General features: G+C 60.6%; 13 protein-coding genes and 1 tRNA gene. 2 read left to right on the top strand and 12 right to left on the bottom strand.

What is annotated here, in order from left to right:
• The first annotated feature begins 17 nt into the window (after positions 1 to 17).
• The gene (locus LIX91_RS00730) at positions 18 to 1238 is read left to right on the top strand and encodes a class I SAM-dependent methyltransferase (RefSeq protein WP_003418631.1); all 1221 of its coding nucleotides are present in this window, start codon (positions 18 to 20) and stop codon (positions 1236 to 1238) included.
• 151 nt (positions 1239 to 1389) lie between these two features.
• The gene (gene yiaY / locus LIX91_RS00735) at positions 1390 to 2538 is read left to right on the top strand and encodes an L-threonine dehydrogenase (RefSeq protein ID WP_226487826.1); all 1149 of its coding nucleotides are present in this window, start codon (positions 1390 to 1392) and stop codon (positions 2536 to 2538) included.
• A 109-nt stretch (positions 2539 to 2647) separates the two neighbouring features.
• On the opposite strand, the gene LIX91_RS00740 is transcribed toward yiaY, so the two are convergent.
• The 12 genes from LIX91_RS00740 to LIX91_RS00795 all read right to left on the bottom strand — a co-directional run bounded on the left by LIX91_RS00740 (position 2648) and on the right by LIX91_RS00795 (position 19828).
• Entirely contained in the window at positions 2648 to 4003 is a 1356-nt protein-coding gene (locus LIX91_RS00740) for a Fic family protein (RefSeq protein WP_100072461.1), read from the bottom strand.
• A 308-nt stretch (positions 4004 to 4311) separates the two neighbouring features.
• Positions 4312 to 4385: transfer RNA gene (locus tag LIX91_RS00745), tRNA-Gly, on the bottom strand.
• Between the two features lie 158 nt (positions 4386 to 4543).
• Positions 4544 to 5425, bottom strand: a complete 882-nt coding sequence (locus LIX91_RS00750) for an alpha/beta fold hydrolase (protein ID WP_100072460.1) — start codon at positions 5423 to 5425, stop codon at positions 4544 to 4546.
• A gap of 126 nt (positions 5426 to 5551) precedes the next feature.
• On the bottom strand, positions 5552 to 6244 hold the full coding sequence (locus tag LIX91_RS00755) for a 16S rRNA pseudouridine(516) synthase (RefSeq protein ID WP_226487827.1): 693 nt from the start codon (positions 6242 to 6244) through the stop codon (positions 5552 to 5554).
• Positions 6245 to 6279: 35 nt separating this feature from the next.
• On the bottom strand, positions 6280 to 6516 hold the full coding sequence (locus LIX91_RS00760; RefSeq protein ID WP_080052626.1) for a cysteine-rich CWC family protein: 237 nt from the start codon (positions 6514 to 6516) through the stop codon (positions 6280 to 6282).
• 40 nt (positions 6517 to 6556) lie between these two features.
• On the bottom strand, positions 6557 to 9892 hold the full coding sequence (locus LIX91_RS00765; protein ID WP_226487828.1) for a dermonecrotic toxin domain-containing protein: 3336 nt from the start codon (positions 9890 to 9892) through the stop codon (positions 6557 to 6559).
• Between the two features lie 129 nt (positions 9893 to 10021).
• Positions 10022 to 11836, bottom strand: coding sequence for an allophanate hydrolase (gene atzF, locus LIX91_RS00770; RefSeq protein ID WP_100072457.1), 1815 nt, complete (start codon positions 11834 to 11836; stop codon positions 10022 to 10024).
• Between the two features lie 35 nt (positions 11837 to 11871).
• A complete protein-coding gene (locus tag LIX91_RS00775) occupies positions 11872 to 16773 on the bottom strand; it encodes a 5-oxoprolinase/urea amidolyase family protein (protein WP_226487829.1) in 4902 nt (1633 codons plus the stop codon).
• A 109-nt stretch (positions 16774 to 16882) separates the two neighbouring features.
• Positions 16883 to 17500 (bottom strand): urea amidolyase associated protein UAAP2, encoded by a 618-nt coding sequence (locus LIX91_RS00780; RefSeq protein ID WP_003413046.1) that lies wholly within the window; start codon positions 17498 to 17500, stop codon positions 16883 to 16885.
• A gap of 11 nt (positions 17501 to 17511) precedes the next feature.
• A complete protein-coding gene (locus LIX91_RS00785) occupies positions 17512 to 18237 on the bottom strand; it encodes an urea amidolyase associated protein UAAP1 (RefSeq protein WP_046234991.1) in 726 nt (241 codons plus the stop codon).
• A complete protein-coding gene (locus LIX91_RS00790; protein ID WP_024662634.1) occupies positions 18234 to 19016 on the bottom strand; it encodes an ABC transporter ATP-binding protein in 783 nt (260 codons plus the stop codon). Before LIX91_RS00790 ends, LIX91_RS00785 begins: the two co-directional genes overlap by 4 nt.
• Positions 19013 to 19828, bottom strand: a complete 816-nt coding sequence (locus LIX91_RS00795) for an ABC transporter permease (RefSeq protein ID WP_226487830.1) — start codon at positions 19826 to 19828, stop codon at positions 19013 to 19015. The genes LIX91_RS00790 and LIX91_RS00795 overlap by 4 nt, the downstream gene beginning before the upstream one ends.
• Between the last annotated feature and the right edge of the window lie 25 nt (positions 19829 to 19853).

Below are 19853 nucleotides of genomic sequence, written 5' to 3' on the forward strand. Positions count from 1 at the left end.
GTTCGAGGCACCCTTTAATGTCAGTCAACACTCCCGCGCCACTCACAGCTGCGCCTGAGCACCTCGCGCAGTTCCTCGGTCTGCTGGAGACCAGCCTGTCGCAGAACTCGCTGATCAAACTGGTCCTGGCCAAATACGTGGGCAGCGAGGCTGATCTGCAGCGCATTATCATCAAGCCGCTGACCGTCAAGGCGCAGCCCTGCCTGAGTTTCGTGTATCGCTACAAGACGCGCGATATCACCAGAAACTTCTCGCTTGCCGAAGCCGTGGAGGTCATTGCCGGCCTGATACCCGCGTCGTTCAAGAACGCACACCTGTTGTCGCTAAGCGACGAGGTGCAGCTGGAGTTCAGCAAGAAGGGCAAGACGACGCTGTTCAAAAGCAAGGCTCAGCAGGAGCGCCAGGCCCCTTCGGCAGGGCATGATCGCGAGAAGAAGCGCTATCTGGAGCTGACCCGGCCATTCCTGACCGACCTTGGCGTGACCAATCGGCAGCATGAGCTGATTCCGGCCATGTCGCGCAAATGGAAGCAGATCAACAAGTTCATCGAAGTGTTTTCCCATGCACTGAGCTCATCGCCGCTCAAGCTCGATCAGCCGATCAAGGTTGCGGACTTCGGCTCAGGCAAGGGGTATCTGACCTTCGCCATCCACGACTACCTGTGCAACACCTTGCAGGCGCAAGGGCAGGTGACCGGTGTCGAGCTGCGCGAAGACATGGTCACGTTGTGCAACGAGGCGGCGGCGAAGCTCGATCATCCGGGGCTGACCTTTGCTCAGGGTGACGTGCGTACAGTGGCGCCCAGCGCGCTGGACGTGATGATCGCGCTGCACGCCTGTGACATCGCGACAGACTATGCCATTCATATGGGCATTCGCTCCGGCGCTTCGATCATCATGTGCTCGCCGTGCTGCCACAAACAGATCCGCTTGCAGATCCAGAGCCCCGCCTTGTTGAAGCCGATGCTGCAATACGGTCTGCACATGGGCCAGCAGGCAGAGATGGTCACCGACAGCCTGCGCGCGCTGTTGCTGGAGGCATGCGGTTACGAGACCAAAGTGTTCGAGTTCATTTCGCTGGAGCACACCAACAAGAACAAGATGATCCTCGCGGTCAAGCGTGCCGAGCCGGTCGATCCTGCTCAGTTACTGGCGCGTATTCAGGAGCTCAAGACGTTCTACGGCATCAGCGAGCATTGCCTGGAAACGCTCCTCAAGAGCGACGGCTTTATCGGCTGAAAATAGCCGTTCTGTGCGCAGTGGCCGAAGTGCCTGCGCTCAACGGTCTGGTGTTTGACTGATTCGTTGCGCTGGGTCAATGGTTGTACCTCGCGCAAGGCGGATGCTTGGCTCATCACCCAAGCATCCACGCTACGCTCGAGGGTCCGTCATGATCAGCACTTTTTTCATCCCCGCTGTGAACATCATCGGCACTGGCTGCATTGATGAAGCCATGCTCGCCATACGCAAATACGGATTTCGCAAGGCGCTGATCGTCACGGATGCGGGGCTCGCCAAGGCTGGAGTAGCCAGTCAGGTCGCCGGGCTGCTGGTGGAGCAGGGCATCGACTCGGTCGTGTACGACGGTGCCCGCCCCAACCCGACCATCGCCAACGTCGAGAACGGTCTTGCCCTGTTGCAGGAGCGCCAGTGCGATTTCGTCATATCGCTGGGCGGTGGCTCGCCGCACGACTGCGCTAAAGGCATTGCCCTGTGTGCCAGCAACGGCGGGCACATCAGTCACTATGAGGGCGTAGACCGCTCGGCAAAGCCGCAGTTGCCGCTGATCGCCATCAACACCACCGCCGGAACCGCGAGTGAAATGACCCGCTTCTGCATCATCACCGATGAAGCCCGGCATGTAAAAATGGCCATCATCGACCGCAACGTCACGCCGCTATTGTCGGTGAATGACCCCGACATGATGGTCGCCATGCCCAGGTCGCTGACCGCCGCCACCGGTATGGATGCCTTGACTCACGCAATCGAAGCCTATGTCTCCACGGCTGCCAACCCGATCACCGATGCCTGCGCCTTGCAGGCCATGGCGCTTATCGCCAACAATTTGCGCGACGCATTCAACAACGGGGCGAACATCACCGCCCGCGAGAACATGGCCTATGCCCAGTTCCTCGCCGGCATGGCGTTCAATAACGCCTCATTGGGCTACGTGCATGCGATGGCGCACCAGCTGGGCGGCTTTTATGATTTGCCCCACGGTGTGTGCAACGCGGTACTGCTGCCCCATGTGCAGCGCTTCAACGCCAGTGTCAGCGCTGCCCGCCTGACCGACGTTGCGCACGCCATGGGCAGCAATATCCGCGGGCTGTCTCCGGAAGAAGGCGCTCAAGCGGCCATCGACGCCATTCGTGCACTGTCGGCTGCCGTGGACATCCCGCCAGGTCTTGCTACGCTGGGCGTCAAAGAGGAAGACTTCCCGCTGTTGGCCACCAATGCTCTGAAAGATGCCTGTGGCCTGACTAATCCGCGTCCTGCCGATCTTGAGCAAATTCAGGATATATTTCGCCAGGCACTTTAATCACTTCTGCACAACAGGCCCGCCATGGATAGGCTTCGGCCCTACACCCTTGCAGAGGGTGAGCGATTTACAGGTCCAATACAACTGGGGTGCGCTGGCAGTGTGGGGTTCATTGCAGTGGCTTCGAGGCAGGCGTCGTATCGGCCATCGAGTAAACCCACTCGTTGCCGATCTTCGCTTTGTGAAACAACTTCAGGTCCACCAAACCATTCAGAACGGTTGCCGCTGTGTTGTAGGCACATGCCAGGTTTTCTTTGACATCGGTCACCGTAAAGGATTTGCCGTCTGAGGAACTGGCCACGTTGAATACCGTTCGTTGCTTTTCGGAAAGCTTGGCATACAGCCCTGACTCGTAGAGGAACGCGTTGAACCGGTCCATGGCCGCTACGGCGGCTTCGTGATTTCTCGTGAACTCTTTGATGGCTCGGGCAATGACCTGGCATTGGTAATCAATGAAATACGTCAGGTCCATCTCATCGGTTTCAGTGTAAAGGTAGCTTCTTCCGTATTTGACGGGCGCAATTTTCAGAAGCGTGCTGATAGCGATATACCTGAATCCGCCAAAACCGCACTTGAACAGATACCAGTAAAACAGCGACCTGGCGACCCGGCCATTACCGTCATGAAAGGGGTGCTCGAAGCCAATGACGAAGTGGAGGATGACCGCTTTTATCAACGGGTGGATATAGGTCACACCCTCTGCATCCGCATGATCTGCATTCACCCATTTGATGATTGATTGAAGTCGCTGCGGCAGATGTTCAGCGGGCGGAGGCTGATGAACAATATTGCCGTTACCGTCCTCGACGACAACGTCATCAACAGACCTGAATTCGCCTGGACGGTAACGCTTATCCTCTATCCCCGCGACACCCACCTGGTGCAGGTCGGTTATAAGCTCCAGAGTCAGGGCCTCGTCGCGATACTCCCACGCATGCTGCATCATCCGGAAGTTGCCGATGATCATCTTCTCATCGGGGGTCCGTGCGCCACGTTTTCGCTTCAGCAGCGCCTTCGCCGCTTTGGTCGTCGTTGCTGCGCCTTCAAGTTGACTGCTGCTGATGGCTTCATCTTCGGCGAGGTCGTTGAGCAGGTACTTCAATTGTCGAGACTCTCCGACCCTGGAGCACATCCATTCCAGTGCCGCAGTGGTCGTGTTCTGGTCGCAGGCCGACACCGCTATTTGCATTGCCGGTGTATGCAGAAACCCGCAGGGCTTGGGCGGCTCACCAAGTGAAATGGCGGTTACCAGTTGACGATTTCTGGCCTGCCTGACAACCGACCAGGCCAGATCCGCATCCAGCGACTTCGGGAATCTGAAACGCAGTTTGTCGAAATGCAGATACCGCCCTTGGGTATCGAAGGGTTGCGCAAGCTCAAGGTACGCGTCTGCCTGATCGGCATGGTCCTTGATGATCCTGGCGAATGGATTCGGTATGAGCTTGGGCGGCGACTTAATTGTCATTTCAAATTTCCGAAAATTTGAAATGGAGGATACGTAGGTTGAAGGTGTATTTCAATTTTGAATGAAATTGAAATAAATGGCTGGCCGGTTGATGCTTGGAGACGAGACTCGGAGCAGACGCAGGGGTGAGCGTGTAGGAGAGGAGCGGGACTGTGAGCGTTTCAATTCTGAAATGGATGTTCATCGGCACAGGCCAGTGACACGTTACCTGTATCTGATTGTGATAGCGGGGGGAGGGTGATACTTGACTGGAAAGGGGGACTGGCGAATTTCAGGAGGGTAGAGCAGATTTTTTTGAAGGATTGAAGTGGAGCGGGTAGAGGGAATCGAACCCTCAACTAAAGCTTGGGAAGCTTTCGTTTTACCACTAAACTATACCCGCTCTGATAGCTGCTCTGAGCGGCTGACTTTGTACCAGAACCCTGCCCTGATTTGAAGCGCTAATTTCACCCCGCAGCGCTTTACCTCCTGATACTCACCCTGAAAACCAACCGCCAGATGACGATGCTCCGCAACTGACGGTGGCTTGGTGTGTGGTTTTCAGAAGGTCAGGGACGGGTAGTCCTGAGCGCGGTTATGGGCGTTGCGTGACGTCTGTGCCGGTTGCAGGAAATTCATCAGTACCTGTTTCGAGTCGCGGCAGGCGGCCTTGTGTTCCATGTCCAGGAAGTGGCCGGTAGCGTCGATGGTGCTGAAGCAGCAGTCGCGCAGGTATCTGGAGAAGTGGGCGGCGTCGTTTGCGCAGGTGTATTCGTCCAGGGCTCCGTTGATGAACAGCACGGGGACGGTGATGTTCTTGCCTGCGGTCAGGTAATTGTCCGGGTCGAGCTCCAGGACCTGGCTGAAGTGGTAATGCATCTGGTCATACTCGTGAGCATCCAGGCTGCTGATATGACGGAAATTGAAGCGCTTGAACAACGTAGGCAGATGCTTGCCGACGGTGTTGTTGATCAAGTGGCCCATGTCATAACGGTTGTGCGCGCCCAGGTGCGTGATGCCGTGACACAGGTAGTCATGCATCTTCTCGTTGATCACGGGGGAGAACGAGCTGATCACTGCGCTTTCGATGCGTTTCGGCCGATGCGCCAAAGCAACCAGCGTGGCCGCGCCGCCCCACGAGAACGACAGCACGTGCTCGGCGTTGAAGTGGTCGATCAATTCCAGCAGGAGCTGGCCTTCTTCTTCCCGGGTCAGTGGCGCGCCATGCAGGTTGTGCGGTTTGGATTTGCCTGAATAGGGCTGGTCGTAAAGCACCACGTTGAAGGTCGGGTAGAGGTTGCGGACGGTCTGGGTAAATGAAGCGGTGGTGGCCAATGAGCCGTTGACCAGAATGATGGTCTTGGCGGCGGCATCGGTGCGATAGAGTTCGGTATAAACCCGAAACTGTCCTTGTATGTCGAGCACTGCTTTTTCTGGCGACATAGGTTTCACTCCTGGCGTAGACAGGTAGGCGTGCCTATGACATTGCCCGCGTTTCGTGACAGACATGCGATAGTCGATCAAAGGCCTGTGCCGATCCGACGAGCGTCTGCCAGGCGGCCATGACGTTCAGAACAGGCCGATTTCGCCGGCGTTCAGCGCGCGATAGCTGCCGGGGCCCAGGCCGGGGTCCAGCGCCAGCGTGCCGATGTTCTCCCGATGCAGGCGCAACACTTTGTTGTCGAAGTGGCCGAACATTCGTTTCACCTGATGATAGCGGCCTTCGACAATGCTCAGGCGTGCACTGCGCGGCCCCAACAAGGTCAATTGCGCCGGTTGTGTGGTGAGGTTTTCGAATGCGAAATACAGGCCTTCGGCAAACTTCGCGGCATAGCGTTCGTCGATCGGTTGCTCGGTCTCGACGTAATACACCTTGGGCATTTTGGTCTGTGGCTGAGTCAGGCGTCGCGACCATTGACCATCGTTGGTTATCAGCATCAGGCCGGTGGTGTTGAAGTCCAGCCGTCCGGCGATGTGTAGTTCGTGCTTGTCAGGCTCGTCCAGCAAATCGAGCACGGTCGGATGCTGCGCATCGCTCGTCGCGCTGACGCAGCCTTCAGGTTTGTGCAGCATGAAGTAGCGGGGGGCTTTGCCTGCCTGGAGGATTTCTTCGTCAAGCGCCACACAACTGAATTCGCGTACTTCGTGATGCGGGTCGCGGGTTGCCTGGCCGTCTACCTGTACCCGTCCGTTGGCCAGCGCCAGGCGCACTTGCTGACGATTGAAGCGTGGCAGGTTGCTGAGGAAGCGATCAAGGCGCATGGCGATAACGGCGAGCTGAGGAAGGGGCGCGCATCTTACTCTGTGGCCCGGCGTGCCTGGGGATTTGGCGCTGCATCTTCGATCCCGGCGCAGCGCGGGCACAGACAGGCCTTGTCGCGAAGGTTATCCGGCAGCGCTGCCAGCAATGCCGGGTCGATGCTTTGCGAGAAGCACCAGCAGGGCTGGTCCACGGTGCGCGGATCGGCCAGGCTGCATTGGTTGCTGAAGCCGCAGAGGGGGCACAGCGCTGTGTCAGGGGAGGCCGTTGTCATGTCGGAGTAAGCGCCGTGCTGGATGATCGGGGTGTTCGGTTCAGGCCATATTAGCAATCACCGAGCTCGCTGCCGGGGCATGATAGACGGGTGAACGGTTCATCAGCGCAGATATCGCGGCACATCGGCAGTGCACCAGCAATATTCTGTCGTAATGGATGCCTTGCATGGACAGGCTTTCGAACAGGTCGGCCAACGATGGCGGGGGCATGCCGAAGCGGTTGCGCACTGTCAGAACATCCATCGGCGTTGGCGGCAGCCAGCCGCGCAAGGGCGACGCCCGCGAGTTGCCCACCACGCTTGCGATCTCGTCATAGCTCTCGCTGGTGGTCGTCTGAAACTTGGACAGGCTGTAGTTCTTCAGTCTGCCGGGCAGCGAAGTGCCTGCTATCAGCTTGTCGGTGAGAAGCAGGGGTTCAAGCGGCGTTGGCTGCATCACGCTGTGCACCGCCGTGTTGGAGCGTGCGAATGGCCGGGCATTCTTGTTAACGACCCGATGCAGTTTCGGGTCCACCAGTTCGTAGCCATGCGGCGCGTAGGTGCGAATCTCGGTGCCATTGGGGATCTTCACGGTTCGGGACCACGGCGTGTAGTACCCGTGGCTGCTGACCACCAGAGTGCGCGCCTGACCTCTGTCCGACGTCCATAAAAGGAACCTTTTACCCAGCTTCCAGGCATGCACCTGCAACAGGTTTGACGAGACGGCAGTGCTGACAGTCCAGCGTTTGAGCAGGGCGTCGGTGTGAAAGAATTTCTCCAGCCGGGTCTGGCGCGGGGTGACAAACTGCCTGCGCAATGGCCGGGTGCCGAACGCCCGGTCGAGCGTAATCGCTACGGTTTGGGAACTGCTCACGGCAGGTTTTACGATTCGGCTCAGTGAGCGCAGCATCCTTGGCGTGTGCGGAGCCAGTTGCAGCAAGCCCAGCGTCAGCGTGGCCAGCAGCGCCTGGTTTTTCTCTGCGTAACGGCTGCCCGGCAGATGCGTTGCGGCAATGGCCAGCGAGGTGATGCCAATCTCCGTCGCCAGGGAGGCAATGAGCGCAGGTGTCAGCAACAAGGACATCGGCACCAGCAGCCGCTGTAATTGCTGAAGCCGGTCGGTCCAGTCCGCCAGTGTTACCTGCGTTGACGTGACGATCTGATCCTCTGCGTCATCCAGTGCGTTCTGTTTGAGCAGTTGGTGCAGAAAAGCGAATGGCGTGTCTTCCAGTCTTTTCTCACACAACGAGTGGCTCATGGCCTGGCGCGTGTCCGGGTTGTACAGCGCATCGGTCCAGGGGCGAAGGATGGAAACGGGCGGGTTGGGCGCCTGTGTCCCGCCCCATAATTTGAGCAGGTAGTCCAGGCGCGGGTGATGACGGCGGGGAACATAGTGCATGACCGTGTCACGCCATTCCGGACTGGCCGTTGCCCGATTCAGATGCTGCTTCAGCGCCGTGTCATCTGCAAACTCGATGAACGCATCGGCGTGGCCTACCTGATAAAGCACGTTCGTCAAGCCCGGCTGCTCAAGTACCAGCAGGCCGGTGTATTGCTCCTGCATGCCGTCGGTCAACGCGCCCTGAACGAAAAAACCGAGTGACCGCCATTGACCAGGTGCAGAGGGCGCAAGGGTTTCCACGAGCAGATCGAAGGTGCCGCGCGTGAGGCTGCCGCGCTTCAGGCTGATCAACGCCTGGCTGATGAAGGTGGTTCTGAACGCCTGTTCTATGGCGGTTCTCTGCTGATCCCAGAAGTCGTGTATGCGTTGAGTCATCCAGGTCAGAAAGTCGAAGGCTCTGATGTAGTCCTCGAGCGCCTGCGGGCTGATATCAAGCACCTGACCCTGCTCACTGTCGCCCTGCCCGGTGGGGTCGAAGAAGACCACGGTGCCGCCGCCGTGATCGATATAGCCAGCAGGGTGATCGACTCGATAATTGCTTATCAGCGCCTCGCTCAGGCTGATCGGCCTCGGGTCGGGGGTGTGAACATAGGTAGGCGGCAACCGGGGGTTGCCCAGGGGTTTGCTCGAATAGCCGGGTTGATAAGCGATGAACACATGCTCGGGGTTGTGCGTCAGCGCGTGGTTTTCCTGCAGATAGCTCGCCATGACCTGGCCGGCCATTTTCGACGCAACCGGGATCTGCTCCAGAATGCTCGGCTGTGTCTGCCACAGGTCTGCGGCACCTGCCAGCGCCAGGCCGCGAGCGACTGGCCTGAGCAGGTCGAGCGTGCTGCGCGCGTGGCTGTCGGCAAGAAGCCCGGCGAACGAAGCCTGGGTCAGTGCGCTGAACAGGTCGCCTTCGATCAGCGGCGCCTCGACAACGATGCCGGCATGCTGCTCAAGCGCAAGAAATACCTGGCCGTAGAGCCCTGAGGCGTTCATGGCCGCCAGCAGCCGCCTGCTCATCTGGCGTGGATCATCGCTGATGTATTCGATGACGTTACCCTTGGCACCCAGAATGTGAGTGAAACAGTGCGACGTGGTTTTCGAGCTGATCTGAAATATCCCCGGCACCTGTTTGCCATTCAGCGTCAGGACCCGGACCTCGGATTTTTCACCTCGTCCGCTCATGCTGATCGTGTCGGTGTCGACGGGAGACCGGTCAAGTCCCATGGCGTCCCGCGCCAGCCAATAACCGTCCCGACTGATGTGTCTGTGGTTGAGCTGCCGAGCCAGGTTGTCAAGGAACGCCAGCCGCGACAAGGTGCGCCAGGTTGCTTCGTGTCGTGTCCTGAAGGACTGCAGTACGGCGTTGTAGTTGCGTTTGAGCGGCAGCTCGCCAATCAGCCTGAACATCTGCGCGGTTGTCAGCGCAGGCGTGTCCTCGCACAGTGAAAGGTCGGCAAGTGTGCTACGCGACAGCGCCTGGAAATGCGCGGGTTCGAAGCTGGCCAGCGCCACATCGGTCAGCGACAGGCTGACGCTGTAATGCTCGTGTCCATTGTCGTCCACAGCAGGTCGGTCATCGTTGCTGAAGGTGATCTGCAGGGCGTCCGGGTCGAGTGCCTTGTCGCTCATCTGCGTGAGCAGCGTGGTCAGTTGCCGGCGAACGAAATCCTGTCGGGTCGGTGGAAAATCCATGTCCAGTTGGCAGGCTTTCAGGAGTAACGTCGAGTCGGCAATCAGCCGGAAACCTGCGCTGTTACGCATGGCCCTGAGTTGTCGCTCGATGTGTGGCGAGGCGTCTTTTGGCTCGCTTTCTTCGGCCACTGCAGGCGACGGTGTTGGCTCGGGCACTGAAAAGCCGTCGGGCAGCATAAACGGTATCGATGCGTTCAGCGTGTCGTGCCTGCTACTGCTGTGCTCGGGACGCAGAACGCTGGTTTGCTCCAGCAGCATAGAGGACGGATGAAACAGCGTGTCCTGGCGAAGCGGACTCCAGATGGGGTTCATGACGTGCGGTCAAAATGAATGAATGCCCATTATTTCGCGACGCGCGATGGGGAAGGTCATAACTATGTAGTGCGATTTCCCGTCGCGCTGAAAGAGTGAGGCGGCACGCCCGATCATGCCGCCTGGCGCTTACTGCTGTCGCACGTGCGCACGCCAGCCGCCGAGATGGCTGATGTCGCGGGCACCTTCCAGGCCATAGGCTTCGCAGATGAAACCGGTCTCCCAGCGGCCGTCGGCCAATTGCACCTTGCCCAGCCCGAGCGGTGCTGGAATGCCGGTCAGGAACGACCCCAACTCGATACTTGGCAGCTCCCAGACCTCCACGTCGATGGCTACGCCGTGTTCGGCCACCCGCACCATGCCAGGCCGGAAGGGCGGACCACCGGCCAGCGCATACAGCCGATAGTCGGCCGAGCTTTGCGTGGTTTCCAGCAGGCGTGCCCCGCGTTGCCTGAGCTGCCAGTTCAACGCCAGTCCGTCCAGGTGAGCACCGCAGACCACCAGCCGCGCCCTATCGTTGCGCGCGGTAGTCTGTGGCGCAGGCAGCCGAGGTGCTTCGCCGCCAATCAAGGGCAGGGCGGTTTGCCGTTGCAAGGCGTCGGCCAGGCTGAGCAGGTACTGATCGGTGAATGCGCGTCCGAACAGCGTTACGCCCCACGGCAGACCGTTGCCCATGAACGCGCTGGGCACGGCGACGGCGGCGTAGTCGAGCAGGTTGACGAAATTCGTGTAGTAACCCAGCTCCGAGTTACGCAACACTGGCTCGGCCGCCAGCTCTGCCGATGTCACCGGGCGGCCGATGCTTGGCGTCACCACGCACTCCAGCCCCTCAAGTGCCCGATCGCACGTCGCCTTGAGCGCTTGCAGGCGGTATTGCGCGCGAAACGTATCGACCCCGCTGACCTGGGGAGCCTTGGCCAGCACGTCGCGGATCACCGGCAATACGGCGTCAGGGTGTTCTTCCATTAACTGCCCGGCGACGCTGTAGCGTTCGGCCACCCACGGCCCTTCGTACAACAACCGCGCGGCTTCGAGAAACGGTGACAAGTCCACGGTGACCGCTTGGCCACCCAGTGCGATAAGGTGGTCGATGGCTGCGTTGAACAGCACCGGCCCCTCGGTACAGCCGAAGAACTGCAGGTCCTCGGCGCGGGGTACACCGAAGCGAAACGGGCGAGGCGTGCCGAACGCCGAGGCGTCGTTCCACAACGGGTTGCGACGGCTGTACTCATCGCGCGGATCAAATGCGGCGATCAGTGCCAATAGCTCGCTGGCTTCCCGTGCCGTGGCGGTGAAGGTCGAGACACAATCCTGCGTGCGGCATGCGGGCACCACGCCTGCCGTGGAAATCAGCCCCTTGCTGGCTTTCATTCCCACCAGGTTGTTCAGTGCTGCAGGTACCCGGCCCGAGCCCGCCGTGTCGGTGCCCAGCGAGAAGCTGCTGACGCCCAGTGCCACGGCCAGCGACGAGCCAGCGCTCGAACCGCCGGACGGGTACTCGTTCAACACGCTGTTGGGGCAAGCGCCATAGGGTGACCGGCTGCCGTTCAAGCCTGTGGCGAACTGGTCCAGATTGGTCTTGCCCATGGGCACTGCGCCCAGCGCGATCAGTTGCGCGACGACGCTTGCCGAGTGCCCGGGTGTGTAGGCGTAGTCCGGGCAGGCCGCGGTGGTTGGAATGGTCGCCAGATCAATATTGTCCTTGATCGCGAAGGGCACGCCGAACAGTGGCAGGTCCGTGGGATCACGATCGTCCAGTGCGGCCAGATAAGGCTCGAGTTCAGCCGGGCTAAGCAGGTAGATGAACAGGTGATAATCGCTGTTCAGCCTTGCGGCTTTTTCGCGCAGCGCCAGGATCAGCTGGCGCGGTGATGTCCGGCCGGACTGGTAGAGCGCGCGTACGGTGTCCAGGCGCAGGTCATTGGGCAGTACTGTGTCGTTCATGACGGGATTCCCTTGAAAGTGAAAAGTGGGTCGATTCAGTCTGCGGCCAGCACCACGACCCGTTGCCCTGCGCGTACTGCCGAGCCGGGTTGCACCCTGACGTCCTGCACCACGCCGGCGATCGGGGCGAGCAGGGGGATTTCCATTTTCATGGACTCCAGAATCACCAGCACATCGCCTGCTTCAACGCGGTCGCCCGGTTGCACCTGGACTTGCCAGAGATTGCCGGCGATGTGGCTGTCGACGCCTTGCTGGCCGGGTTGCAGAGGCTGTTCTTCGGTGTTCGGCGTCACGCCTTCATCGCTCTGGAAATCGGCCTGCCCGTTGGCGATCCAGCGTTCGCGCTCGGCGTTGAAGGCGGCGTTTTGCTGGGCGCGAAAGGCCGTAATACCTTCGGTTTCGCGGCTCAGGAAGGCCTGGTAATCAGCCAGATTCAGGGTGCTGTGTTCGATGTTCAGGGCAAAGCGACCCAGCGGGAAGTCGCGGCGGATACGCAACAGTTCGTCGGCGCTGACCGGGTAGAAACGGATCTGATCGAAGAAACGCAACAGCCATGGTTTGCCCTCGAAGGCTGCGACGTCGCGATAGCGATTCCACATCTGCAATGTACGGCCGACGAACTGGTAACCGCCGGGGCCCTCCATGCCGTACACGCACATGTACGCGCCGCCGATGCCCACCGAATTTTCGGCGGTCCAGGTGCGTGCCGGGTTGTACTTGGTGGTGACCAGCCGATGGCGCGGGTCCAGCGGCGTGGCCACCGGTGCGCCGAGGTACACATCGCCCAGCCCCATGACCAGATAACTGGCGTCGAACACCGTGCGCTGGACTTCGTCGAGGTTGGGCAGGTCATTGATACGGCGGATGAACTCCAGGTTGCTCGGGCACCAGGGCGCGTCCTTGCGCACGGTGGTCATGTATTTTTCAATGGCCAGCTGGCAGGCCGGGTCGTCCCAGGACAGTGGCAGATGGACGATGCGCGAGGCCACTTGCAGGTCTTTCGCTGCGCACACCGCGTCCCATTCTCCGGCGACGATGTCGAGCAGTTGCCGAAGCGGCAGTTGCTCGGGGCGGTAGTGGACTTGCAGCGAGCGAATGCCCGGCGTCAGATCGACCACCCCCGCCAGCGCCTTGGCCTCCAGCGCAAGTATCAAGGCATGGCCGCGCAGACGCAGCACCAGGTCCAGCTCCGGCGCACCGATTTCCAGCAGCAGATGGGTATCCCCGGACAGACGCGCAACCAGGCGTTTATCGTCCTGGCCGATGTCGAGGATGACCGGGGAGGGCAGATCTTCTATGCGGACAACTTCGCTGTCACGGGAGTTTGCGGTGCCCTGTAGGAGCGGACTTGTCCGCGAAGAGGGTGTTGCAGTCGATGGATTTTCTGCGTCAGGACTATAGCCTTCGCGAACAAGTTCGCTCCTACTGGAGTTTGCGGTGCCTTGTGGGAGCGAGCTTGCTCGCGAAGAGGGCGGTACAGCCGATGGATTTTCTGCGTCAGGACTATAGCCTTCGCGAACAAGTTCGCTCCCACGGGAGTTTGCGGTGCCCTGTAGGAGCGGACTTGTCCGCGAAGAGGGCGGTGCAGTCGATGGGTTTTCTGCGTCAGGAATATGGCCTTCGCGAGCAAGCTCGCTCCCACGGGAGTTTGCGGTGCCCTGTAGGAGCGGACTTGTCCGCGAAGAGGGTGTTGTAGTCGATGGATTTGCTGCGTCAGGAATATAGCCTTCGCGAGCAAGCTCGCTCCCACGGGAGTTTGCGGTGTCCTGTAGGAGCGGACTTGTCCGCGAAGAGGGCAGTGCAGTCGATGGGTTTTCTGCGTCAGAAATATAGCCTTCGCGAACAAGTTCGCTCCTACTGGAGTTTGCGGGGCCTTGTGGGAGCGAGCTTGCTCGCGAAGAGGGCGGTACAGTCGATGGATTTGCTGCGTCAGGAATATAGCCTTCGCGAGCAAGCTCGCTCCCACGGGAGTTTGCGGTGTCCTGTAGGAGCGGACTTGTCCGCGAAGAGGGTGTTGCAGTCGATGGATTTGCTGCGTCAGGAATATGGTCTTCGCGAACAAGTTCGCTCCTACGGGTATACGCGGCTTCCTGTAGGAGCGGACTTGTCCGCGAAGAGGGTGTTGCAGTCGATGGATTTTCTGCGTCAGGAATATAGCCTTCGCGAACAAGTTCGCTCCCACGGGAGTTTGCGGTGCCTTGTGGGAGCGAGCTTGCTCGCGAAGAGGATGTTGCAGTCGATGGATTTTCTGCGTCAGGAATATGGTCTTCGCGAACAAGTTCGCTCCTACGGGTATACGCGGCTTCCTGTAGGAGCGGACTTGTCCGCGAAGAGGGTGTTGCAGTCGATGGATATTCTGCGTCAGGAATATAGCCTTCGCGAGCCGGCTCGCTCCCACGGGAGTTTGCGGTGCCTTGTGGGAGCGAGCTTGCTCGCGAAGAGGGCGGTACAGTCGATGGATTTGCTGCGTCAGGAATATAGCCTTCGCGAACAAGTTCGCTCCTACGGGTATACGCGGTGTCCTGTAGGAGCGGACTTGTCCGCGAAGAGGGCGTTGCAGCCGATGGATTTTCTGCGTCAGAAATATAGCCTTCGCGAACAAGTTCGCTCCTACGGGCATCAGTGTTTCGCATGTTTTGTAGCAGCACTGCTGCCATTTCCGCATGACACGCCTCGACGCTCACCGGAGTGAATCGGACCTTGTCGCCAGCCTTCAATTGCCCCAGCTGCCACAGGTCCGCTTCGATGATGGTCACCGGGCAGACGAATCCGCCCAGGCTGGGTCCGTCCGGCCCGAGGATTACCGGCATGTCGCCGGTGAAATCCACCGCGCCGATCGCATACGGGTTGTCGTGAATGTTGGAGGGGTGCAACCCCGCCTCGCCACCATCGGCACGCACCCATTCGGGTTTGGGGCCGATCAGGCGCACGCCGGTGCGGCTGGAGTTGAAATGCACTTCCCAGTCGGTCGCGAAAAACCTTTCGATGTACGCTTCGGTGAAGTATTCCGGGGCGGCATGCGGGCCGTAAATGACCCTCATCCGGCGCACGTCTGTCAGCGCTTCAAGTGCCTCATCGGCAATCCGCTGCCCCGCACTGCGCTCCACCAGGGGCGCGATGTGCAGCACATCGCCGGCGCGCAGCGCGCGACCGCCATGACCGCCGAACTGGCCGAGGGTAAAGGTACTTTTGCTGCCCAGGTAATCCGGCACGTCGAGCCCGCCGCGCACGCACAGATAGCTGCGCACACCGGCACCTGCGATGGTGCCCAGCGACAACGTCGAACCGGCGCTCACGAATAGCGCGGTGTTCATCGCACAGGACTGGCCATCGAGGGTGATCGGGATGTGTGCACCGGTCACTGCGACCACCGCATCGGTGTTGAAGCGCAGTAGCGGCCCGCTCATGGTTATTTCCAGCGCGGCGCATCCTTCAGGGTTGCCCAGCAGGCCATTGCCCTGGCGCAACGCGCGGCTGTCCATCGGCCCGGATGGCGGTACACCGACCGCCCAGTAGCCCAGTCGTCCCGGATAATCCTGAACGCTGGTCTGGGTGCCGCCGCTCAGCACTTCGAAGGTGTCAGCGTGATACACCAGATCTTCCAGACAGCGGGTCCACGGCTGGCCACTGGCGAACGGCGCGTCGGCAATGATCTGGCGCAGGTAGTCGCGATTGGTTTCCACACCGTACAGGCGCGTTTCGTTCAGCGCGTCGATCAGCCCGGCGCTGGCGTCCTCGCGGCTCGGCGCCCAACTGATCAGCTTGGCGATCATCGGGTCGAAGTACGGCGGTATCTCACAACCGGCCTCGACCCAGGTGTCGATGCGCAGCGACCGGCCATCCGCAGGCGGGAAATCAGCCGCAGTCAGCAGGCCAGGGCAGGGCTGAAAGTCACGGCCCGGATCTTCCGCGTACAGCCGCGCCTGAATCGCATGGCCAACCGGTTTCAGACCGGCCTGCAACTGATCCAGCGGTGGCAGATCACCGGCGGCCAGTTGCACCATCCAGCTGACCAGATCCACGCCCCACACCTGCTCGGTGACGCCGTGCTCGACCTGCAAGCGTGTGTTCACTTCCAGAAAATAGAAGCGCTGATCTTCACTGTCGAAGACGAACTCTACCGTACCGGCGCTGCGATAATTGACTGCCCTGGCGAGTTTGACAGCCGCTGCGCACAGCTCTTCAGCCATGCCGTGCGGCAGGTTCGGGGCCGGGGTTTCTTCCAGCACTTTCTGATTGCGCCGCTGTACCGAGCAGTCGCGTACGCCGAGCGCCAGCACTTCGCCCTGACCGTCGCCGAACACCTGCACTTCCAGGTGGCGGGCGCGCTGGATGTATTTCTCGATGAACACACCCGCGTCGCTGAAATTGTTCTGACCGAGGCGTTTGACCGCCTCGAACGAGTCGGCCAGCTCTTCGGCGCTGCGACACACACGCATGCCGATGCCACCACCGCCCGCCGTGCTCTTGAGCATCACCGGGTAGCCGATGGTGCGGGCTGCCGCGATGGCTGACTCCAGGCTGTCGAGCAGTTCAGTGCCTTCGAGCATGGGCACGCCATGCTGTCTGGCCAACGCTCGGGCGGTGTGTTTGAGGCCGAATACGCGCAGTTGCTCGGGCGTCGGGCCGACGAAGGCGATACCGGCGTCTTCGCAGGCCTGAGCGAACGCAGCGTTTTCGGAGAGAAACCCGTAGCCGGGATGAATGGCCTTGGCGCCGCTGGCTTTGGCGATGGCGAGGATCTTGTCCACCGCCAGATACGTTCCGGCTGCGCCGCCTTCGCCCAGGCTATGGGCTTCGTCGGCCTGCATCAGGTGCAGGCTGGCAGCGTCGGCTTCGGAATACACCGCCACGCCTTTGACCTGCAAGGTGCGCAGGGTCCGCAAAATGCGGCAGGCAATGGCGCCACGGTTGGCGATCAGCAGTTTGTCGAACATGGCATAACCCCGGAAACCCAGTCGCGCTCGGTTTCGTGATGGGAAGCGGGCCGTCCCGCTATTGATCAATCTACGCAACGGTCGTCCGTTGCTGAGGGCAGGTGCCGGGTCAGTTGCGAATCAACAATTGCGCAGGCGTCGGGTTGTAGCCGTTGCAGGGGTTGTTGAGCTGCGGACAGTTGGAAATCAGCACGATCACGTCCATTTCTGCGCGCAGCTCGACGTATTTGCCGGGTGCGGAAATACCGTCTTCGAAGGTCAGGCCGCCTTCGGCTGTCACGGGTACGTTCATGAAGAAGTTGATGTTGGGGCCGATGTCGGCCTTGCTCAGCCGACCGTCATGCATGCAGGCGCGCAGGTAGTTGTCGCGGCAGCTATGCATGTAGCGCTTTTCCAGGGCGTAGCGGACGGTGTTGCTCTCTTGCGCGCACGCGCCACCGAGTGTGTCGTGGCGACCGCAGGTGTCATCGACAATGGTCAGCATCGGCTGGCCGAGGTTGGAAAACAGCACGCTGCCGGTGGTCAGGTACACGCTGTTCTGACGGCGCAGGGTGCGCTGTACGTCGTAGCGTTCACGCGGGTTGCTCAGGCTGAAAAACAGTGTGTCGACCGCCTGATTGCCTTGCAGATCGAGGATGCGCACGGTCTGCCCGGCCTTGACCTCGGCCAGAAAGGGCTCGCCGGCCGGTATGGTCGCGTCACAGCAAAGGTGAGTGGGTGAATTCATGACAAGGCTCCTCAGGCGAACAGACGGTCGGTATTGATGAAGCCGCGCTCGTTTTCCGGGCGCGAGGTGCGGCAGTGCTCGGCAACGCTGGCGTCGGCTTTCATCCAGCTGAGCTTGAGCGGTTGCGGGGCATATTCCGGGTTGGGGTCCATCGGGTGTTGCAGCGCGGTCAGCACCACCAGCGTGTCCATCGGTGCGTAGAGTTCGATGTAGTCACCGGCTTTGGAATTATTCGGCGCGAAGTGCAGGGTTCCTGCCTCGTCGACATCGACACGGCTGAACAGGTTGAGGGTCATCAGCAGGTCGGACAGCCCCAGCCCCCATTTGCCCAGCTCGACCAGCAGGTTGTCGACGCCGTTGCGAAAGAAGCCGTTGCGCAATTCCTGATAACGGCCCTGGCCGTATTTTTCAGCGACTTCCTGAGCATTGAGCACGCCGCCGATGCTGTCGCTCCAGCCGCAGGTGTCAGTGACGATGGCCGCCAGTACACGGCCCATGTCCGAATACAGGCAATGACCGTTGCTCAGGCGAGCGGTGTGCTGGCATTTGAGGCTGTCGGGCAGGTTCAGCCGTTCGGTTTTTTCGTGGGCGTTGAGCAGGGTCAGGCTGACGTTGGCGTTGCCGTGCAGGTCGGTCAGACGCAGCAGTTCGCCGCGTTTGAGGATGAACGAACGATGGCCGCCACCGGGCAGCATCTCTTCGGCGAAAACCGGGTACAGCGTGGTTGAGTCAGTCATTGAACGGGCTCCTCTGAAACGTTGAGCAGCGAATCGATGGCGGCGCGTTCGGCGCGGCGTTCGCTGTTGAGGGGGATGTCGTAAGTGATGCGCGCGCCATAGGCGCCGGGGGCGTGCGGGTCGTGGCGCACCTTGTCGAAAACCAGCAGGCGGGTGCCGAGGTTGAAACCTTCGGACAGGTCGTGGGTGACCATGAACACGGTCAGCTTCGTTTCGCGCCACAGGTCCAGCAGCAAGTGGTGCATGTCCTTGCGGATGCCCGGGTCGAGCGCGCCGAACGGCTCGTCCAGCAGCAGGACGCGCGGTTTCATGATCAGCGCCTGGGCGATCGCCAGTCGCTGTTGCATGCCGCCGGACAATTGCGTCGGGTACTTCTCCAGCGCATGCCCCAGGCCGACCTTGCCGAGCAACTGCGCAGCGTGCTCGCGCGCCTCGCTTTTGGCCTGGCCGAACAATCGGCCGAGCCAGGGCGAGCGGGGCAGCTCCAGACCCAGCGCCACGTTGTCGAGCACCGACAGGTGCGGGAACACCGAATAGCGCTGAAACACCACGCCACGGCTGGCATCCGGCTCATTGCGCAGGGGCGTGCCGTCCAGCGTGATCAGGCCGCGACTGGGGGATTCCTGACCCAGCAACAGGCGCAGAAAGGTTGACTTGCCGCAGCCCGACGCGCCGACCAGCGTGCAGAACTCGCCTTCGGCCACATCCAGGTTGAGGCCCTCGAGCACCACCTGATCGGCGTATTGCTGCCAGACATTGCGCACACTGATAAAGCTCATGCTCGCGCTCCTTCGTACCAGGGAAAGGCGCGTCGGGTCAGAGCTTTCAGGCCCCAGTCCATCAGCCAGGCGAGCAGGGTGATCCACACCACATAGGGCAGAATCACGTCCATCGCCAGATAGCGCCGCACCAGGAAGATCCGGTAGCCCAGGCCGTCAGTCGAAGCAATCGCCTCGGCGGCGATCAGGAACAGCCACGCCGAACCCAGCACCAGGCGCAGCGCGATCAACAGGCGTGGCAGCAATTGCGGCAGGATCACCCGCAGGATCAGTGTCCAGGTAGAGGCACCGAGGGTTTGCGCCTTGATCAGCAGTTCGACCGGAATTTCACGGGCGCGCTGTTCCAGATCACGGGCCAGAATCGGCGTGATACCGATCACGATCAGCATCACCTTCGATAACTCGCCCAGACCGAACACGATGAACAGAATGGGCAGGATGGCCAGCGGCGGCACCATCGACAGCACCGTCAGCAAGGGCGACAGCGGTGCGCCGCACAACGGCAGGATGCCCGCTGCGATGCCCAGACCCAGGCCCAGCAGCGCGCTGATCCCCAGGCCGATGGCCAGGCGTTTCAGGCTCGAGGCGCTGTCCTGCCACAGCAGGTAGTCACCGCTGCGCGGATCGGCAACGAACGCCATGCGCTTGACCGCATCGGCCATCTGTACCGCGCTGGGCAGTAGTTTGTCGCTGGGGTTTTCCGCAAGCCGGGTCGCCGAGCCCATGAAATAGGCGAACAGCAACAGGGCGAACGGCAGGATCACCAGTATCAGGCGACCGGCACGATCCGGATGGCGGTTTATCAAACGCATGGCAATGACCTTTCTACTGAGCGTG

It is taken from the genome of Pseudomonas sp. B20 (genome assembly GCF_020515755.1).
Taxonomy (GTDB): Bacteria; Pseudomonadota; Gammaproteobacteria; order Pseudomonadales; family Pseudomonadaceae; genus Aquipseudomonas; species Aquipseudomonas syringae.